This window comes from Aneurinibacillus migulanus (assembly GCF_001274715.1).
Classification (GTDB): Bacteria; Bacillota; Bacilli; order Aneurinibacillales; family Aneurinibacillaceae; genus Aneurinibacillus; species Aneurinibacillus migulanus.
In genome coordinates this window covers 4701734-4721336 of record NZ_LGUG01000004.1, presented here as the reverse complement: position 1 = coordinate 4721336, position 19603 = coordinate 4701734, and the positions used below count along the sequence as shown (strand labels likewise).

Genomic DNA, 19603 nt, shown 5'->3' with positions numbered 1-19603 from the left:
TCTTTACCTACCTTAACTATATATCTAACTTGATGAATCGACATGTCAATACGTTAAATGAATTCTCTTGTCCTCATCTTATCCCTTTCTATTTCTTTTGTCTACTATTGCCGGAGCGGCTAGGCTTTGGTTAAATAATAAGAGTCTGCAATTTTTTTCATGGTGAGGGAGGAGACGCATGAAGGTTGTGATTATGGGAGCCGGACACGGAGGTACGGCGCTTTTGCGCGTGTTGCATCAGATGGATAGCGTAGATGTAATTGGTGTGGTTGATATTAATGAAGAGGCGCCTGGTATTATGCTTGCAAAAGAAATCGGAATTGCGGTGGACGCTTCTATACAATCTTTTTTTGCGCGTGGTGTGGATGTAGTGCTTGAAGTAACCGGCAATGATGCGATGTATAGAAAGCTGCAGGAGATAAAGCCTGAAGATACGGTTATCATTCCGGGAAATGTGGCCTCGGTAATCATGCGTCTTATCGAGGAACGTACCCAGCTTGTACGAGTATTGCATGGCAAGCAACGACAAATCGATACAGTACTTAATTCCACACACGATGCGATGATCGCAGTTGACATAAACGGGGTCATTTCTTTGTATAATCGTGCCGCTGAGCGAATTTTGGGTATAAACAAGGAGAGAGCACTAGGGAAAAAAGCAGAAGAAGTAATCCCGAATTCACGCCTCCATCTTGTGCTTCGCTCGGGTGAATCGGAACTGAATCAAGAGCAATCACTTGATGAAACCCGTCGCATTGTTACTAATCGGGTGCCAATTCTCGAACAGAACGGAGAGATTATCGGAGCAGTCGCAGTGTTTCGCGATGTAACCGAAGTCGAGACGTTAACGAACGAAATAACGACGCTCAAAGATATGCAAAGCCTGCTCGCAGCTATTATTCAATCATCCAATGATGCGATTTCTGTCGTTGATATGCAGGGAAATGGCCTCATGATTAATCCTGCTTATACCCGCATGACTGGACTAACGGAAGCAGACATTATTGGAAAGCCGGCTAATGTGGATATTTCGGAAGGGGAGAGCATGCATATGCAAGTGCTCAGAACCGGTCAGTCAGTACGAGGAGTTCCGCTTAAAGTTGGCCCGAAAAAACGGGATGTTGTCGTTAATGTAGCCCCTGTTATTGTTGATGGTGTGTTGAAGGGAAGCGTTGGGGTGCTTCATGACGTATCTGAAATTAAAAAGTTAACCGAAGAGTTAGAACGGGTGAAACGTTTGGTACGTAAGCTGGAAGCAAGCTATACGTTTGATGATATAGTGGGCAAAAGTGAAGGCATATTACACGCAATCGAACAAGGACGAAAGGCTGCTCGAACTCCAGCCACTGTTCTTTTACGGGGGGAATCGGGAACAGGTAAGGAGTTATTTGCACATGCGATTCATAATGAAAGTACTCGAAAGTATAATCAGTTCGTACGTGTAAATTGTGCCGCCATACCTGAAACATTGCTTGAGAGTGAACTGTTTGGCTACGAGGAAGGCGCTTTTACTGGGGCGAAGCGGGGAGGAAAGAAAGGCTTATTTGAAGAGGCGAGCGGGGGCACGATTTTTCTTGATGAAATCGGTGAGTTATCCATGAGTACGCAGGCAAAGCTATTGCGAGTACTTCAGGAGAAAGAAATCGTTCGCATTGGCAGTACAAAAGCCGTTGCCGTCGATGTACGTGTTATTGCAGCTACACATGTCAATTTGGAACGTGCGATGCAGCTTGGAACGTTTCGGGAAGATTTGTATTATCGGATTAATGTACTTCCGATTGTCATTCCACCGTTGCGTTATAGGACCCAGGACATCGAGGAGCTCGTGGATTATTTAATTCATAAATATAATCAGGAGTACGGACGGAATGTGCAGAATGTAGCACCTGAGATGCTGCAACGGCTCGTGAATTATTCATGGCCGGGGAATGTGCGTGAGCTAGAAAATGTCATCAGCCGTTCGCTAATCAATATGAAGTTTCAGGAAACAACTGTGCAGCCATATCATTTGCCAGAGTTAGCTGCAACCGATGGTGAGGAAAAAAATGCGGGAAAAGCAGAAAAAATCAAAGACGGGAAGCACAGGGAAGATAGCCGGACATTGAATGAGCGGCTGGAAGAGGTGGAGGCCAACATTATTAGAGAATCGCTGAGAAGTCATAGCGGAAATAAGACGGCAACCGCCAAACAACTGGGTGTTTCCATCCGCAATCTGTATTATAAAATTGAAAAGTATGGGTTGTAGCAATAATATGCATGCAAAATCTTGCGCACCATGAAATTTATTTCATGGTTAATACGGCTTCTTTTTTATACTTTTCAATAAAAATTCAAATGTGTAGAGATATTTTTAGGAAGCGTTTACAAATCTGGATTTGGCATAGTTGTTGCAATAGATATGATAGATGATGGATGATAATAAATCATACTATACAATAAAGGTTTGATATGTTTGGCTTCGTTGTAGAAAAAGACGAGTGGCAATGCCCTCGGGTTTTTCTTAAATGATATTTCTTATAGGAGGCACGAATTAATATGAAAATATTTGAATACATGGAAAGATATGATTATGAACAGCTGGTGTTTTGCCAGGATCAAAATTCCGGTTTGAAAGCTATTATTGCCATACATGATACTACACTGGGGCCTGCGTTAGGCGGAACGCGGATGTGGACGTATGACTCTGAAGAAGATGCTATCGAAGATGCGCTTCGCTTAGCCCGTGGCATGACCTACAAGGCAGCTGGTGCCGGGTTGAATCTGGGCGGTGGTAAAGCGGTAATAATCGGTGACCCGCGCAAAGACAAAAGCGAAGAGATGTTTCGTGCATTCGGCCGTTATATTCAAGGCTTGAACGGCCGTTATATTACAGCGGAAGACGTAGGAACAACTGTAGCTGATATGGATACTATTCATATGGAAACAGACTATGTAACAGGTGTTTCTCCAGCGTTTGGCAGTAGTGGAAATCCGTCCCCGGTAACGGCATACGGAGTATACCGCGGTATGAAAGCAGCGGCGAAAGCGGCATTCGGCAATGATGACCTGAGCGGCAAGACGATTGCGGTACAAGGTGTGGGCAACGTTGCATACAATTTATGCCGCCATCTGCATGAAGAGGGAGCCACGCTTATCGTGACAGATATCAATAAAGACAACGTAAAACGTGCGGTGGATGAATTCGGCGCGCAGGCGGTTGATCCGGATGATATCTATGGTCAGAACTGTGACATTTTTTCTCCTTGTGCGCTTGGAGCTATTATTAACGATAGCACCATTCCGCAGATTAAGGCCAAAGTAATTGCCGGTGCCGCAAACAATCAGCTGCGCGAAGAACGGCATGGTGATATTATTCAAGAGATGGGGATTGTTTACGCGCCGGACTACATTATTAATGCCGGAGGTCTTATTAATGTGGCCGATGAGTTGCAAAGCTACAATCGCGACCGTGCGATGAAGAAGGTTGAAACCATCTATGACAATATTCAGAAAGTCATTGAGATTTCAAAACGGGATCATATTCCAACGTACAAGGCCGCAGACCGGATGTGCGAAGAGCGCATCGCCAGTATGCAGCGTTCGCGCAGCGCGTTCCTGCAAAACGGTAAGCATGAATTGTCTCGTATTCATCACAAATAATAACGAATCACCGGAGGTGCCCTATGTCAAACGAGTACGATGTAGTGGTGCTTGGCGGGGGGACGGGCGGCTATGTAGCCGCCATCCGCGCTTCCCAGCTGGGCATGAAAGTGGCAGTGGTCGAGAAGGATAAACTGGGTGGAACGTGCCTGCATCGGGGATGCATTCCGAGTAAGGCGTTACTGCGCAGTGCAGAAGTATACCATACGTTAAAGAATGGGGCTCACTACGGCGTAGAAGCCGGGGATGTTGGTATCAATTTCTTACGAATGCAAGAGCGTAAGCAGGAAATCGTCAGCCAATTGCATAAAGGTGTGCAGCATTTGATGAAGCAGGGAAAAATTGACGTATATGAAGGAACTGGGCGTATTATGGGACCTTCCATTTTTTCACCTCAGGCAGGTGCTATTACTGTTGAGTATAAGAATGGTGAATCAGAAATCCTGGTACCGAAATTCGTATTGATTGCGACCGGCTCCCGTCCGCGCACATTGCCAGGTCTGACCATAGACAAGGAAACAGTGATTACGAGTGATGAAGCGTTGGAACTTACACAATTGCCGAAATCGGTGCTAATTATCGGGGGCGGTGTTATCGGCATCGAATGGGCGTCCTTATTTAACGATTTGGGTGTGGACGTTGAGATTGTCGAGTATGCGGACCGCATTCTACCGCTTGAAGATGAAGAAATCAGTAAAGAAATGGCGCGCCTGCTCAAGAAACGAAAAATCAAAGTACATACCGGAGCAAAAATCCTGCCTGAAACACTTGAGCATGGTGACGGTTCGGCCATCATTAAAGCGGAGCAGAATGGTAAAGAGGTCGAATACAGAGCCGAGAAAATTCTTGTATCTGTCGGCCGTCAGGCCAACATCGAAGATATCGGACTTAACAATGTAGAAGCAGATGTCGAAAATGGTTCTATTAAAGTTAATGAGAGGTTCCAAACTAAAGAAGCACACATTTATGCCATTGGGGATGTAATCGGAGGTCTGCAATTGGCCCATGTCGCTTCGCATGAAGGCATTATCGCAGTAGAACATATGGCTGGTCAGCATCCGCATCCCATCGATTATACAATGGTTCCGAAATGCACATACAGCCGTCCTGAAGTAGCTAATGTCGGTTTGACTGAAGTGGAAGCAAAAGCGCAAGGATATAGCGTCAAAACAGGGAAATTTAATTTCCGCGCCATTGGTAAAGCGCTCGTTTACGGTGAGTATGACGGATTTGTTAAGATAGTCGTAGATGAGAAAACCGATGATGTGCTGGGTGTGCATATGATCGGACCGCATGTTACCGATTTGATTGCTGAAGGAGCGCTGGCGCGTGTGCTGGATGCTACCCCATGGGAAATCGCACATACGATCCACCCGCACCCGACGCTATCAGAGATTATGGGTGAAGCGGCGCTGGCTGTAGACGGCAAAGCGATTCATTCATAATAAAAATAAAAAATCAAAGCGGGGCTTCCCGTTTTATATCCATTAAAATTTAAGGAGGCGAGCCTTTTATGGCAGAGCATCGTCATCAAGCGGCAGGGTTAACCGATGAACAGGTTCTAGACATGTATTATTATATGCTTTTAGCCCGCAAAATCGACGAGCGGATGTGGCTATTGAATCGTGCGGGCAAAATTCCGTTTGTTATCTCCTGCCAAGGACAGGAAGCGGCACAGGTGGGAGCGGCATTCGCATTTAATCGCGAAACGGATTATGCGTGCCCGTACTACCGGGATATGGGCGTCGTGCTCGCATTCGGTATGAATGCGAAAGATATGATGTTGTCGGCGTTTGCCAAAGCAGAAGATCCGAACAGCGGAGGTCGTCAAATGCCCGGGCATTTTGGCAGCCGCAAACATAATATTCTGACCGGATCGAGTCCGGTAACGACACAGGTGCCGCATGCTGTGGGCCTTGCCCTTGCCGGAAGGATGGACGGGAAGAATCCGGTCGTATTTACCTCATTCGGCGAAGGCTCCAGCAATCAAGGTGATTTTCATGAAGGAGCCAATTTTGCTGGTGTGCATAAACTTCCTGTTATTTTCTTCTGCGAAAATAATAAATATGCTATCTCTGTGCCGATTACGAAGCAGCTGGGCTGCGAGAGTGTAGCGGATCGTGCGCAGGGATATGGATTTCCGGGCGTGTCGATCGACGGCAACGATCCGATTGAAGTATACAAGGTTACCAAAGAAGCAGTAGAACGAGGACGTAACGGAGAGGGACCGACATTAATCGAAGCGGTCACATACCGTCTTGTACCTCATTCGAGTGATGATGATGATCGTGCCTATCGTTCGCGTGAAGAGGTTGATGAGGCGAAAAAGAAAGATCCGATCCTGCGATTTGCTGCTTACCTGTGCGAAGCAGGTCTCCTGACAAAGGAGAAGGAAGACGAACTGAACGAGCAAGCAGCAAGAGAAGTGGATGAAGCGACCGAATACGCGGAAAATGCGCCGTATCCGGAACCGGAATCTGCACTTACGCACGTATATGGGGAATAAGAGGGGGGAGAATAAAGTGGCTATCATTTCATATATTGATGCGGTAACCCAGGCGCTGCGAGAAGAAATGCAGCGCGATAAACGCGTATTTGTAATGGGGGAAGACGTGGGCGTACGAGGCGGCGTATTCCGCGCTACGAACGGGCTATATGAAGAGTTCGGAGAGGAGCGTGTTATCGATACCCCTCTCGCAGAATCAGCGATTGCTGGCGTTGCGATTGGCGCGGCTGCTTATGGTATGCGTCCTGTAGCGGAAATGCAGTTCGCCGACTTTATTATGCCTGCAGTTAACCAAATCGTAAGCGAAGCGGCGAAGATGCGGTACCGTTCCAATAACGATTGGCACTGCCCGCTTGTTATCCGTGCTCCATACGGCGGAGGTGTGCATGGGGCACTCTATCATTCGCAGAGCGTGGAAGCGATGTTTAATAGTACGCCAGGTCTTAAAGTAGTAGCACCGTCTACTCCGTATGACGTAAAAGGAATGCTGAAAGCGGCCATTCGTGATGACGATCCAGTGCTCTTCTTTGAGCATAAACGCTGCTATCGGTTGATTAAGGGTGAAGTGCCTGAAACGGATTATACAGTTCCGATCGGAAAAGCCGAAGTAAAACGTGAAGGCGAAGATATTACGGTCATAAGCTATGGACTTACTCTTCATTTTGCGCTGCAAGCGGCTGAGAAGCTGGCTGAGGAGGGCATCAGCGCGCATGTGCTCGATCTGCGCACTCTGTATCCGCTTGACAAGGAAAGCATTGTCGAAGCTGCCCGCAAAACCGGAAAAGTCCTTATTATCCATGAGGATAATAAGGAAGGCGGTGTCGGAGGCGAAGTGGCAGCTATAATCGCTGAAGAGTGCCTGTTTGATCTTGACGCGCCGATTCGCCGTTTGGCAGGACCGGATGTACCAGCTATGCCATACAGCCCAACGCTGGAGAAATTCTTTATGCTGAACCCGGATAAGGTAACGGCCGCAATGCGTGAGCTGGCCGAATTTTAACGATTAGAGATAAGCGGAAAAGGAGGCAACACGCGTTATGGAAACCCAGGTGCTTATGCCCCAGCTAGGCGAATCCGTTACGGAGGGAACCATTGCTAAATGGCTGATAAAGCCGGGCGATACAGTGAAGAAATACGAACCGTTATGTGAAGTAACAACAGATAAAGTGAATGCAGAAGTACCGTCAACTGTTGAAGGAACGGTGACGGAGCTAGTAGCCAGAGAAGGCGATACACTGGCTGTAGGTGAATTAATCTGCTACATTGAGACGCGGGTGGGGGGCGCAAAGGCTACAACAGCGCAACCGGCCGATATGAAAGAGACCGCGTCCGAGACGCCAGCGGCTGAATCTCCTAAAACAAACGTCGCTTTGGCATCGAAGGATAACGTAGTGAATTCGACGGCGAAAGCAGCTGGGAAGCGTTATTCTCCAGCAGTAATGCGCCTGGCACAGGAGAATAATATAGATGTAACCCAAATAGAAGGCACAGGCAGAGAGGGCCGGATTACCCGCAAGGATGTTCTGGCTTTCATCGAGAATGGCGGCATGACAGCACGACCAGCTGAACGGCCGGAGCCAATCAACCAGGCCGAAGCTTCCACCAATGTGGTCAATATGGAATCGGTCCCTACGCCAAGTGTGCGTCCCGCTGTTAGTACGCCGGAAATCAATGCATATCCGGGGGATACGGAAATTCCGGTCACTGCTATTCGCAAGACGATTGCAAGTCGCATGGTGCAGAGTAAGCATGATGCGCCGCATGCCTGGACGATGGTAGAAGTCGATATGACCAACCTCGTGAAGCTGCGCAATAGCCTGAAAGCTGAATTTAAAGCGAAGGAAGGCTTCAATCTGACATTCATGCCTTTCTTCATTAAGGCGGTCGTAGAATCAATTAAGGAATTCCCGATTATGAATTCGGTCTGGGCTGGCGACAAGATTGTTATGCGTAAGAACATTAACATCTCTATTGCGGTAGCGACCGATGATGCCTTGTTTGTTCCGGTCATTAAAGATGCCGATCAGAAGAGCATCTACGGATTAGCTCATGCGGTGGATGAGCTGGCAGCAAAGACGCGCCAGGGCAAACTGTCGATGGATGATATGTCAGGCGGCACGTTCACCGTTAATAATACAGGGTCATTCGGCTCCGTATTGTCCGCACCAATTATTAATCAGCCGCAGGCGGCCATTGTAAGTATGGAATCCATCGTGAAACGTCCAGTTGTCATTGATGATATGATTGCGATTCGTGATATGGCGAACCTGTGCCTGTCGCTTGATCATCGTGTGCTTGATGGCCTGGTGTGCGGACGTTTCCTGCAAAGCGTGAAACAGAAGCTGGAAGCATATGGTTCACATACAACCATTTATTAATGTACATCTGTTGAATGGCTTGGGATTTGAAGCGATAACTCGGAGATAACAGAGGGGAGAAGAGAGGAAGAGGTGCCTGACGAATGAAGTCTGTATATCCTCTTCCTCTTTGTCGCCCTTTTTTAGTATGCAAAATTTTGTCGAAACAAGCAGGAATTCTATAAGAAAAAAAAGAATATGTAAAAAGATTGGAACTATTTCTTTGTTTCAAAACAAAAACAGATAAAAAAGACCATACGGAGTGTTCTGTAAGGAGGGAAAACCATGAGCAAAAATAAAACAAAGAAAGCGCTTCAAGCGTGGGAAGAAAAAGTAGAGAAACGTCTTGCCAAAGTACCGGAGCGCAAAGAAAAGTTCGAAACCTCTTCAGGCATTGAGGTCGAGCGGGTGTATTTTCCGGAAGAATTGACAGAGGAGTATATGGAAAACACCGGACTTCCCGGCGAGTATCCGTATACGCGCGGCGTACAGCCGACGATGTACAGGGGACGCTTTTGGACCATGCGTCAATATGCAGGATTCGGCTCCGCAGAGGAGACGAACAAGCGGTTTAAATACCTGCTTGAGCAGGGACAGACCGGCCTGAGTTGCGCCTTCGATCTGCCTACGCAAATCGGTTACGATTCTGATGACCCGATGTCTACTGGAGAGGTGGGCAAAGTAGGTGTAGCGATTGATTCGCTTGAAGACATGGAAATTTTGCTGGATGGAATCCCGCTCGATAAGGTAAGTACATCGATGACGATTAACGCACCGGCATCCGTGCTGCTGGCGATGTATATCGCCGTCGGCGAGAAGCAGGGCGTACCTTCCGAGAAGCTGTCCGGTACGATTCAGAATGATATTTTGAAAGAATATATTGCGCGCGGCACGTATATTTTCCCCCCGAAGCCGTCCATGCGCCTAATTACCGATATTTTCGCTTACTGTTCGGAGAATGTTCCGAAATGGAATACGATTAGCATCAGCGGTTACCATATCCGCGAAGCTGGATCGACCGCCGTGCAGGAAGTTGCATTCACACTAGCGGACGCTATCGCATATGTAGAAGCTGCGCTTGAGGCAGGGCTTGATGTAGATGGCTTCGCTCCACAGCTGTCCTTTTTCTTCAATGGACACAACAATTTCTTCGAAGAAATCGCTAAATTCCGAGCGGCTCGCCGCATCTGGTCCCGTTTAATGAAAGAGAAATACGGTGCACAAAATCCGAAGTCCTGGCAGTTCCGTGTACACACGCAGACGGGCGGATCTACGCTGACTGCACAACAGCCAGATAACAACATTGTACGTGTAACCATTCAGGCGCTAGCAGCTGTATTAGGTGGAACGCAAAGCTTACACACAAACTCACGGGATGAAGCATTGGCATTGCCGACAGAAGAATCGGCCCGTATCGCGCTGCGCACACAACAGATTATCGCGTATGAGACAGGCGTAACCGATACAGTCGATCCGCTAGCCGGTTCTTATTACGTAGAAAGCCTTACCGATCAAATCGAGCAGCAGGTGCTGGATTACCTGAAAAAAATTGAAGATATGGGCGGTGCGGTATCCGCTGTAGAACAGGGATATATGCAGCGTGAAATTCATGAGAAGGCATACGAGTTTCAGAAAAAAGTCGAAACCGGTGAAGAAGTAGTTGTTGGTGTAAACCGTTTCCGCATCGAAGGCGAGAAGCAGCCCGAGTTGCTTCGTGTCGATCCGAGCCTGGGCAAGGTGCAACGCGCCAAGCTTGAGCAGCTTCGAGAACGCCGCGATAACGACAAAGTGAACGAAACATTGAAAGCGCTTCGCAATGGAGCCAAGGGTCGGGATAATCTCATGCCGCTTATTTTGGATGCGGTTCGTGTCTATGCTACCATTGGAGAAATCTGCGGCGTCCTGCGCGAAGAATTCGGCGAATACCGTCCGGTGTAAGGAGGATAAGAGAGATGGAGAGAAAAATACGCGTACTTGTAGCAAAACCTGGACTTGACGGACACGATCGCGGCGCCCTCGTCATTGCGCAGGCGTTACGTGATGAAGGAATGGAAGTAGTATATACCGGCTTACGCCAGACACCAGCGCAAATCGTAGCCAGCGCCATTCAAGAAGACGTGAATGTGATTGGCCTGTCCTGCCTGTCCGGTGCTCATAATGAATTGTTCCCTGAGGTGATTCGTCTGTTGAAAGAGCAGGGAGCGGACGATATTATTGTTATTGGCGGTGGAGTCATTCCAGATGAAGATATCCCGTTCCTGGAAGAGCAAGGCGTTGTGAAGGTGTTTACTCCTGGAACGAAAACGAAAGATACGGCTGATTTTATCCGTCATAAAGTATCTGAGAAGCAAGGAACGACCGAGCCAATTATGAATTCACCTGAGAAAATCGAGCATATCGGGATCGCAGTAAAAAATTTAGATGAATCGGTCAAGTTTTATACGCAAATGCTTGGTTTGAAACTGCTCGGATTCGAGACGGTGGAAAGCGAGCAGGTACGTGTTGCGTTCCTTGAAATTGGCGAAACTCACATTGAACTCCTAGAGCCGACAAGTGAAGACAGTGCGATTGCAAAATTTATCGCCAAGAAGGGTGAAGGAATCCATCATATAGCGCTCAAGGTTGACGATCAGAAGGAGCGCCTGAATAAGCTGAAAGAGGCCGGTGTGCGATTGATTAGTGAAGAACCAAAGCTGGGCGCACATCAGAATATGGTTGCTTTCCTGCATCCAAAATCAACGCACGGCGTGCTGCTTGAACTGTGTCAAAAAGCCGATGTACCGGAGCTTTCCGGCCATACAGACAAACAGTAAAAGAGCTTGTTCAAAAAGGAGGACAAACAGAGCCGTGACGCTCAAGGAGCGATAGAACCGGGCAACGCAACATAGAAATTCGCAGATTTGTTTCCCAGACTTTTTGAACATCCTCTAAAATAGAATGGAGAGACGACAAGGCGGGAATCTTCTGCCTTGTTTTCCATATGCGATGGATAGGAGGATTATACAAAAGACATGAGCACCATGTATGAGAAAATCGATGAAATGTATGAACGACGCCGTAAAGTAGAGCTCGGCGGTGGAGATAAGCGTATTGATGCACAGCATAATCGAGGTAAGTTGACTGCGCGGGAACGCATTGATTTGTTTTTAGACGAAGACACATTCGTAGAGCTGAATCCGTTTATTGAACATCGCGCGACTAGCTTTGGCATGGACAAAATGGAGGGCCCAGGCGAAGGTGTGGTTACCGGCTATGGTAAGGTAAACGGCCGTCTCGTATTTATTTTCTCACAGGATTTCACTGTGTTCGGAGGGGCTCTGGGTGAAATGCATGCCCTGAAAATTTCCAGAATTATGGATCTTGCGGCAAAGAACGGTGCACCGGTTATCGGTCTGAATGACTCTGGTGGCGCCCGCATTCAGGAAGGGGTCGAGTCGCTCGACGGATACGGCCATATTTTCTATCGAAATTCTATTTATTCCGGCGTCATTCCTCAAATTTCCGTTATCATGGGACCGTGTGCCGGCGGAGCAGTATACTCTCCGGCGATTACAGACTTTGTCTGTATGGTAGAGAAGACAAGCCAGATGTTTATTACAGGACCTAAAGTCATCGAAGCCGTGACGGGAGAGAAGATTACGTCAGAGAACCTGGGAGGGGCGAAGGTTCATGCTTCCATCAGTGGAAATGCGCATTTCACGGCTCCGAGCGAACCGGAAATGTTGGAGCAGGTACGTCGTCTGCTGAGCTTCCTGCCGCAAAACAACAAGGAAAATCCGCCGGTTATCGCACTTGAGCATAAAGATGATGGTTGGGACGACGAACTGGCAGAAATCGTGCCTACGGCAGCGACAAAAGTATATGATGTTCGTAAAGTCATTCATAAAATTGTTGACGGCGGCGATTTCATGGAAGTGCAGCCGGACTTCGCGAAGAACATTGTCGTCGGCTTCGGTCGTATTGACGGTCATAGCATCGGTATTATTGCGAATCAGCCAAAATTCATGGCTGGTGGCTTAGATATCAATTCATCGGACAAGCTATCTCGTTTTGTTCGCTGCTGCGATGCATTTAACATTCCGCTTATCACATTCGAAGACGTATCCGGTTTTTTCCCGGGCATCAATCAGGAACATGGCGGGATTATCCGCCATGGTGCTAAGATTCTGTATGCCTATTCTGAAGCGACTGTACCGAAGATTACGGTTATTCTACGTAAAGCATTTGGCGGTGCGTATGTAGCTCTGAACTCGAAAGCGATTGGTGCCGATATTGTTTATGCATGGCCAAACGCAGAGATTGCGGTCATGGGTGCGGAGGGTGCAGCCAATATTATCTTTGCGCGTGAGATTGAAAACAGTGAAAATCCCGCAGAGACAAGACAGGCCAAAATCGATGAGTACCGTGAGCGTTTCGCCAATCCGTATGTGGCAGCAAGCCGTGGAATGGTAGACGATGTCATTGATCCGCGTGAGACAAGGAAAAAGCTGCGCGAAGCGCTAGATATGCTGCGTACCAAGCAGGAGACGCGACCAGCCAAGAAACATGGCAATATTCCTTTGTAATAGCTGTTTATGACTGCTCTAGGAAAGTAGCGGCACCCCCGTTTCTTTGTGTATAATGAAACTCGTAGTGTGAATGTACGCGTTTCAATACATAAAGCGGGGGTGTTTGGATATGGTACAGGAAGAACGTATTGTTCGTGAATTCATGGAACTTGTGCAGGTGGATAGCGAAACAAAAAATGAACGAGTGATCTGCGATGTATTAAAAGAGAAATTTTCCGCTCTGGGGTTGGAAGTTGTAGAAGATGATGCAGCGGAGAAGACGGAACATCAAGCGGGTAACCTCGTTGCAACACTTAGGGGAACAGTGGATGATTGTCCGACGATTTATTTTACATGTCATATGGATACTGTTGTTCCTGGTGCAGGGATTAAACCCAGTATCAAAAACGGCTACATTGTTTCGGATGGCACGACGATTCTTGGAAGCGATGACAAAGCGGGTATCGCCGCCATGTTTGAAGCAATACGTGTGCTCAAGGAGCAGCATAAGTCACACGGCACCGTTCAGTTTTTGATTACAGTCGGTGAAGAATCAGGCCTGCAGGGTGCAAAAGTATTCGATCCTGCATTGCTCCAGGCTAAGTACGGATTTGCGCTTGATAGTAACGGTAAGGTAGGCGACGTTATTATTGCTGCGCCGTTCCAGGCGAAAGTTACGGCGACCATCCGGGGCCGCTCTGCCCATGCCGGTGTGAATCCGGAAGCGGGTATTAGCGCCATTCAGGTTGCCAGCAAGGCGATCTCACGTATGTCACTCGGTCGTATCGATGAGGAGACGACCGCGAACATCGGCAGCTTTGAAGGAAGCGGTCCGACAAATATCGTGTGTGATCAGGTACGAATTCATGCGGAAGCACGCAGTCTTGTGGAAGAGAAACTGAATGCGCAGACGGAGAAGATGAAGCAAGCGTTCGAAGAAGTCGCCGGGGAGTACGGAGCAGAGGCCGACGTGGATGTTATCCTGGCATACCCGGGGTTCAAATTCTCAGAAGAGGATCTGGTCGTTCGCAAAGCGATGGAAGGTGTCAAAGCGGTCGGGCGTCATCCTCGTCTGCTAGCAAGCGGAGGCGGAAGCGACGCGAATATCTTATCCGGTCATGGTATCCCAACAGCCAATCTTGCGATCGGTTACGAAGACATTCATACGACCAGCGAAAAAATCCCGGTTGAAGAACTGGTAAAAGCCGCTGAATTGGTAGTAGCCCTTTGCGAACAGGATAGAAAAATATAATATACGAGATAGACTATATTTACAACAGATGGAGCTTTGAAATAGGCTTCATCTTTTTTGTCCTTTCCTTCGGACATTCTGCATATGTTTGCTGTAGAAGGGGAGGGAACAAAATGATTGTATGGTCATTCGGGACAGTGATGCGCATCATTCGTGAGGAAGAAACGGTTCAAGAGCTGGAAGTGCAGATGATGGATGAAGAGACAGCGCAGGCTTTGAATTACCCGCAATTAATCGGTCGTATCCAGGCAGGAGAGCGAGTTGTCCTTAATACGACTGCGGTCGATCTGGAGCTTGGCAGCGGTGGTAAACACTTTGTCTCCGCTAGAATAGGCGTGGATGGGCAGCCACTTGTAGACGCGGATGCGGCCAGCCGATATGGTCATATTATGAAGCTGCGCTATACGCCGTTTCAGCACGCTGTGCAGACGGTAGAAGAGGAAGAGAGTGCTTACCATGAAATATTTCGCGATACAGACGGGAAAACATTAGATCAGACACCGGTTATTGTAGGAGAATTGCACAGCCTGCTACCAGCATTTGTTCTTTCCATCCGTCATTTACAGAAGCGAATGGGGGGAAGACCTCCACGGATTTGTTACATTATGAGCGAGGGCGGAGCTTTGCCAATGGCATTAAGTGAGCATGTTCGAGATTTGTGCTCGCTCGGATTTCTGACCGGAACGATTACGTATGGACATTCATTCGGTGGGCAAACGGAGTGTATTAATCTGTATACGGCACTGCTTGCAGCACGCTTTGTGTGGAAGGCAGATATTATTGTTGTGATGCCTGGACCAGGTATCATCGGAACCGGTACCCCTCTCGGGTTCAGTGGCATGGAACAGGTGACCATTCTTGAAGCCGCTCATAAACTTGGAGGGTTGCCTATACTGATTCCACGGGTAAGTCTGGCCGATTTGCGCAAACGCCATGCAGGTATAAGCCATCATACTATTACGGTGTTACAGTTTGCCCGCGAAACTCCACTTGTGCTTAATCTTGAACATCATCCTGAACTGATAACACAGCTAGGAGAGCAATCTAAACAGCATACACTTGTCTTTCATGAACCATTGGATATAGAAGAATGGAAGGAAGTGGAGGCGCAATTCCCGATTTCTGTAACGACCATGGGGCGTACAGCTCAAATGGATTTGATTTTTTTTGCTCATGCATATTATGCAGCTCGTTTGGCCTGGATAAAATACGAGAAGCAGGACACGATGCAAAAAATGGATTTGTTCACCTGAATATGCTTCAATAGAAGGGAACATTATGTAGGAAAGGATGAACATAGTTTCTATGATCGAGAAAACGATTGCAAGCAAGCCGATATATGACGGAAAAATCATCAAAGTAAAAGTGGATGAAGTAGAACTGCCGAACGGAAAAACCGCAAAGCGGGAAATTGTCAATCATCCGGGAGCGGTAGCGGTCATGGCTATTACGGAAGACGATCGTATGGTGATGGTGCGTCAGTTCCGTAAACCGTTGGAGAAGATTCTTGTAGAAATACCGGCGGGAAAACTGGAGCCAGGCGAAAACCCGGAAACATGCGCCGAACGTGAGTTACAGGAGGAAACTGGATATACATGCAAAACGTTGCACCATCAAGCATCTTTCTATACGTCTCCTGGCTTTGCCGATGAGCTTATACATCTATACCGGGCTGAAGGGGTAAAGCCTGGTGAAGCTCAACCAGATGAAGATGAGTTTGTTGAATTGCTTCATGTGACGAAGGAAGAAGCGCAACGGCTTATCGAAAACGGTGAAATACAAGATGCTAAAACGATACTTGCAGTCTATGCATGGAAACTGGATGCATCGTCATGAATTTCATGGAAGAGTGCTTTGCGGATCTGCACATTCATATCGGCCGGACAATGCATAACCGTCCGGTAAAAATTACGGCTTCACGCACGCTGACGCTTACTAATATTGTGGAGGAAGCAGTTACGCGTAAGGGAATGCACATGATTGGGATTATCGATTGCCATTCTCCTGAAGTGCAGGAGGAAATTGACTGTCATTTGGAGACGGGGCGGATGCAAGAGCTTCCTGGCGGCGGCTACCGTTATGCTACCTCAGAAGGGGAAGTTACACTGATTGCGGGCATTGAAGTGGAGCTTGCAGTAGGTCGTGGACTCGCGCATTTTCTCGTCTATTTGCCGGATCGAACCGCATTCGCTACGTTCCGGGAATGGTATCAGACAAAAGTGAAAAATATTCATTTGAGCACACAACGTATGTATACGGACCCGGAGACGCTTGTAATGAAGGCGGAAGCAGTAGGAGGAATTGTTATCCCTGCCCATGCATTCACACCGCACAAGAGCATATATGGTGCATGTGTGGAAAGCCTTGCTTCCGTCCTACCGGTACATCGATTTGCAGCTTTGGAACTGGGCTTAAGCTCCGATTCCGATTTGGCTGACGGCTTAGCTGAGCTCGCAGAGATGACATTTGTCACGAATTCAGATGCACATTCCACCGCCAAAATTGCACGCGAGTACCAGAACCTGCAAATAAAACGTCCCGACTTTACGGAATTGCTTCTGGCGCTTGCGCGTAAAGAAGATAGACGTGTACGGGAAAATTACGGTTTACATCCCCAGCTGGGCAAATATTATCGGACACGCTGTACAAACTGCGAAGAATTGGTCGCGCAAACAGATTCGCCTCGTTGTCCCCATTGCGGAAAAGAAGGAAAGAAAACAATTACACGAGGTGTGTATGAGCGATTCCAAGAGATTTCTACTCAGCTGCCTGCTTCTCATCCGGCACATCGTCCACCTTATCGTTATCATATTCCGCTTGAATTCATACCGGGACTCGGACCGGGCCGGATGAGAAAGCTGCTGGCCGCGTTCGGCACCGAGATGAATATTCTGCACCATGTGTCCGTCGACCAGCTTACGGAAGCGGTAGGTGCTACGGTAGCCCAGGCGATTGATCGGAGCAGGCGTGGCGAGATATCGTTTATCGAAGGCGGTGCCGGTATGTACGGAAAAATCTCGCTTGAGTAATACGTCGCCCCTGTCTTACATATATATCGTGGTAAGAGACCGACAGGGGGGATTCCCATTGGTAAGGAGTAAACTTGGACAAACATTACAGCAGAATGTGCGCGAGAATTCATCGCTCTACTTGTTTACCATTGTGCTGTTCATTATGGGAGTAGGATTCGGTGCGGTCGTGGTCAATTCGCTCGGACTGACACAGAAACAGGAGCTGTTTATGTATGTCAGTCAGTTCTTTCATGAACTGAAGAGTGATAACATTACCGATCCGTTGCGCAGCTTCCAGAACTCGCTGGGCCATTATTTAAAATATGTAGGTTTTATGTGGATTCTTGGATTATCCATTATTGGCCTGCCACTCATTCTTTTAATGGTATTTCTTAAAGGTGTTGTCGTAGGATTTACTGTAGGGTTTCTTGTAAATCAATTGCAGTGGAAAGGACTTTATTTTGCTATCGTATCGGTGCTACCGCAGAACCTGCTTGTCATTCCAGCTATTATCATCGTAGCGACAGCCGGTATTTCGTTCTCGCTTCACCTTGTACAATCAAGATTCCTAAAGCGTGGAGGGGCGTTGTATCCACGTTTTCTCGTCTACAGTGCATTAATATTGATTATGGGAGGGATTGTAACGGTGGCTGCGGCCCTCGAAGCGTTTGTTTCCCCGGCGCTAATGAAGCATGCCAGTGCGACTCTCCTGAAATTTATAATAATTATCATCTAATAAGAGTTCTATTTGACTCCCTATTCCTGCTCAACTATAATGATGATGTAGGAAGCTGCTCGGGGAGGTCTTTTTATGATGGAAGAAAGAATTGACAGGATTAGACAGCAATTGCACGCACATAGCTATAAGCTGACTCCGCAGCGTGAAGCTACGCTCCGCGTCCTGTTGGAAAATGAAGAGGACCATTTATCCGCTGAAGACGTCTACTTGCTTGTGAAAGAGAAAGCCCCTGAGATTGGTCTGGCTACCGTATATCGTACGTTGGAATTAATGAGCGATTTGCACATTTTGCAAAAAATTAATTTTGGTGATGGAGTAGCCCGTTATGAGTTCCGTAATGAAGACGCTGAACATCACCATCATCATTTGATTTGTGTTATGTGTGGTACGGTGGATGAGATTCATGAAGACCTTCTTGGTGAAGTAGAGCAGGCGGTTAGCGATAAATTCAAGTTCCATATTCTTGATCACCGTTTATCGTTTCATGGAGTGTGTCACCGTTGCATTGACAAGGTAGATACAAACGAAATTGCCAATGTCAAAAGTAATATTCCTGAATAAAAAAGCAGGGGCTCATAAGGGAGCCGCTGCTTTTTTGCACTTTTTCCCTATATATGTTTCGCTTTGCTTACCTTGTGGTAATGCTTTAAAATATAAGGGAAATTGCTCAAGCTATATGCTTTGGGCAGTTGTACAAAAATAGGAGGTATTTTTATGCTTGTTAACCAGCAGGTTGATGAAGCCGATAGGTTGACATTACAGACACCACAAAAAGAAGAATTGATTGTTCGTCCTTATGATGAAGCAGATTTTCAAAGTATACAGGAAATGGAGCGCAGCGTATATCCGCCGCCGTGGCCGCAGGATGATCTATGGAGCATTGATCAACTGAAAAGCCATGTTGATGTATTCTCCGAAGGCGCGTTATGTGCGGAGTATGACGAAGATATCGTCGGTACGATGACTACATTGATTGTAGATGAGCTTCCTGATGCTCAACATACATGGGAAGACATTACGGATCATGGATATCTGTCGAGTTCGCACAATGATTTGGGGGATACGCTATATGTAGCCGATCTTCAGGTAGACCCTACGTACCGGGAGCTTGGGATAGGGAAGAAGCTGATGAGAGAAAGCTATGACTTGGTGCGTAGATTGGGCCTTCGTCGTCTGGTAGGAGCTGTACGTATGCCTGGTTACTATAAACATGAAGAGCGATTAACACCTGAAGAATATGTGCAAGAAGTGTTGACTGGCGATTTGAAGGATCCAGTCATTAACTTCATGCTCCATTGTGGACGCAAACCAATCAAGGTGGTGAAAGATTACCTCCATGATATCAAATCGGGAAATAATGCCTTGCTTATGGAATGGCGAAATCCTGATTTTAATTAATAAGAATGAACGATAACAAGAAAAACTCGCGGGTGTCGCCGCTCGTCCTTTTTCCACAAAGAAGCTAAACGGCCGCTTTGTGTCACTTCGGGCGGATCATCCATAAAAGAAGCGTGTGGCCTCTTTGCATAAGCCACACGCTTTTTTGTATTTG

The 19603-nt window shown here is 47.3% G+C and carries 17 protein-coding genes; 16 read left to right on the top strand and 1 reads right to left on the bottom strand.

Features of this window, described 5'->3' with window-relative positions; translation table 11 throughout:
* Positions 1-178: 178 nt before the first annotated feature.
* From AF333_RS24545 to mce, 8 genes are all read left to right on the top strand, one after another.
* Positions 179-2245 (top strand): sigma-54 interaction domain-containing protein, encoded by a 2067-nt coding sequence (locus tag AF333_RS24545; protein WP_043068058.1) that lies wholly within the window; start codon positions 179-181, stop codon positions 2243-2245.
* Between the two features lie 290 nt (positions 2246-2535).
* Positions 2536-3639, top strand: coding sequence for a branched-chain amino acid dehydrogenase (gene bcd, locus AF333_RS24540; RefSeq protein ID WP_043068057.1), 1104 nt, complete (start codon positions 2536-2538; stop codon positions 3637-3639).
* Between the two features lie 23 nt (positions 3640-3662).
* Positions 3663-5084: a dihydrolipoyl dehydrogenase gene (lpdA, locus tag AF333_RS24535; RefSeq protein ID WP_043068056.1), complete on the top strand. Its 1422-nt coding sequence runs from the start codon at positions 3663-3665 to the stop codon at positions 5082-5084.
* A 68-nt stretch (positions 5085-5152) separates the two neighbouring features.
* Positions 5153-6145 (top strand): thiamine pyrophosphate-dependent dehydrogenase E1 component subunit alpha, encoded by a 993-nt coding sequence (locus tag AF333_RS24530; RefSeq protein WP_043068055.1) that lies wholly within the window; start codon positions 5153-5155, stop codon positions 6143-6145.
* 16 nt (positions 6146-6161) lie between these two features.
* Entirely contained in the window at positions 6162-7145 is a 984-nt protein-coding gene (locus AF333_RS24525; protein ID WP_043068054.1) for an alpha-ketoacid dehydrogenase subunit beta, read from the top strand.
* Between the two features lie 37 nt (positions 7146-7182).
* Positions 7183-8523, top strand: a complete 1341-nt coding sequence (locus AF333_RS24520; protein WP_043068053.1) for a dihydrolipoamide acetyltransferase family protein — start codon at positions 7183-7185, stop codon at positions 8521-8523.
* Between the two features lie 264 nt (positions 8524-8787).
* On the top strand, positions 8788-10440 hold the full coding sequence (locus AF333_RS24515; RefSeq protein ID WP_043068052.1) for an acyl-CoA mutase large subunit family protein: 1653 nt from the start codon (positions 8788-8790) through the stop codon (positions 10438-10440).
* A 14-nt stretch (positions 10441-10454) separates the two neighbouring features.
* On the top strand, positions 10455-11315 hold the full coding sequence (mce, locus tag AF333_RS24510; protein WP_043068051.1) for a methylmalonyl-CoA epimerase: 861 nt from the start codon (positions 10455-10457) through the stop codon (positions 11313-11315).
* Positions 11316-11356: 41 nt separating this feature from the next.
* On the opposite strand, the gene AF333_RS37010 is transcribed toward mce, so the two are convergent.
* Positions 11357-11482 carry a hypothetical protein gene (locus tag AF333_RS37010; RefSeq protein WP_268753641.1) on the bottom strand — a complete coding sequence of 42 codons (126 nt, stop codon included), beginning with the start codon at positions 11480-11482 and terminating at the stop codon, positions 11357-11359.
* A gap of 40 nt (positions 11483-11522) precedes the next feature.
* On the opposite strand from AF333_RS37010, the gene AF333_RS24505 reads away from it, so the two are divergent.
* From AF333_RS24505 to AF333_RS24470, 8 genes are all read left to right on the top strand, one after another.
* The gene (locus AF333_RS24505; RefSeq protein WP_407638695.1) at positions 11523-13067 is read left to right on the top strand and encodes an acyl-CoA carboxylase subunit beta; all 1545 of its coding nucleotides are present in this window, start codon (positions 11523-11525) and stop codon (positions 13065-13067) included.
* A gap of 112 nt (positions 13068-13179) precedes the next feature.
* Positions 13180-14301: a M20/M25/M40 family metallo-hydrolase gene (locus AF333_RS24500; RefSeq protein ID WP_043068049.1), complete on the top strand. Its 1122-nt coding sequence runs from the start codon at positions 13180-13182 to the stop codon at positions 14299-14301.
* Between the two features lie 113 nt (positions 14302-14414).
* Entirely contained in the window at positions 14415-15554 is a 1140-nt protein-coding gene (locus AF333_RS24495; RefSeq protein ID WP_043068048.1) for a DUF3866 family protein, read from the top strand.
* Positions 15555-15591: 37 nt separating this feature from the next.
* On the top strand, positions 15592-16137 hold the full coding sequence (locus AF333_RS24490; RefSeq protein ID WP_043068047.1) for an NUDIX hydrolase: 546 nt from the start codon (positions 15592-15594) through the stop codon (positions 16135-16137).
* Positions 16134-17330 (top strand): endonuclease Q family protein, encoded by a 1197-nt coding sequence (locus tag AF333_RS24485; RefSeq protein ID WP_235355978.1) that lies wholly within the window; start codon positions 16134-16136, stop codon positions 17328-17330. Before AF333_RS24490 ends, AF333_RS24485 begins: the two co-directional genes overlap by 4 nt.
* A 58-nt stretch (positions 17331-17388) precedes the next feature.
* On the top strand, positions 17389-18048 hold the full coding sequence (spoIIM, locus tag AF333_RS24480; protein ID WP_043068045.1) for a stage II sporulation protein M: 660 nt from the start codon (positions 17389-17391) through the stop codon (positions 18046-18048).
* Positions 18049-18126: 78 nt separating this feature from the next.
* Positions 18127-18612, top strand: a complete 486-nt coding sequence (gene fur, locus AF333_RS24475) for a ferric iron uptake transcriptional regulator (RefSeq protein WP_080787947.1) — start codon at positions 18127-18129, stop codon at positions 18610-18612.
* Positions 18613-18765: 153 nt separating this feature from the next.
* Positions 18766-19449, top strand: a complete 684-nt coding sequence (locus AF333_RS24470) for a GNAT family N-acetyltransferase (protein ID WP_080787921.1) — start codon at positions 18766-18768, stop codon at positions 19447-19449.
* Positions 19450-19603 lie beyond the last annotated feature (154 nt).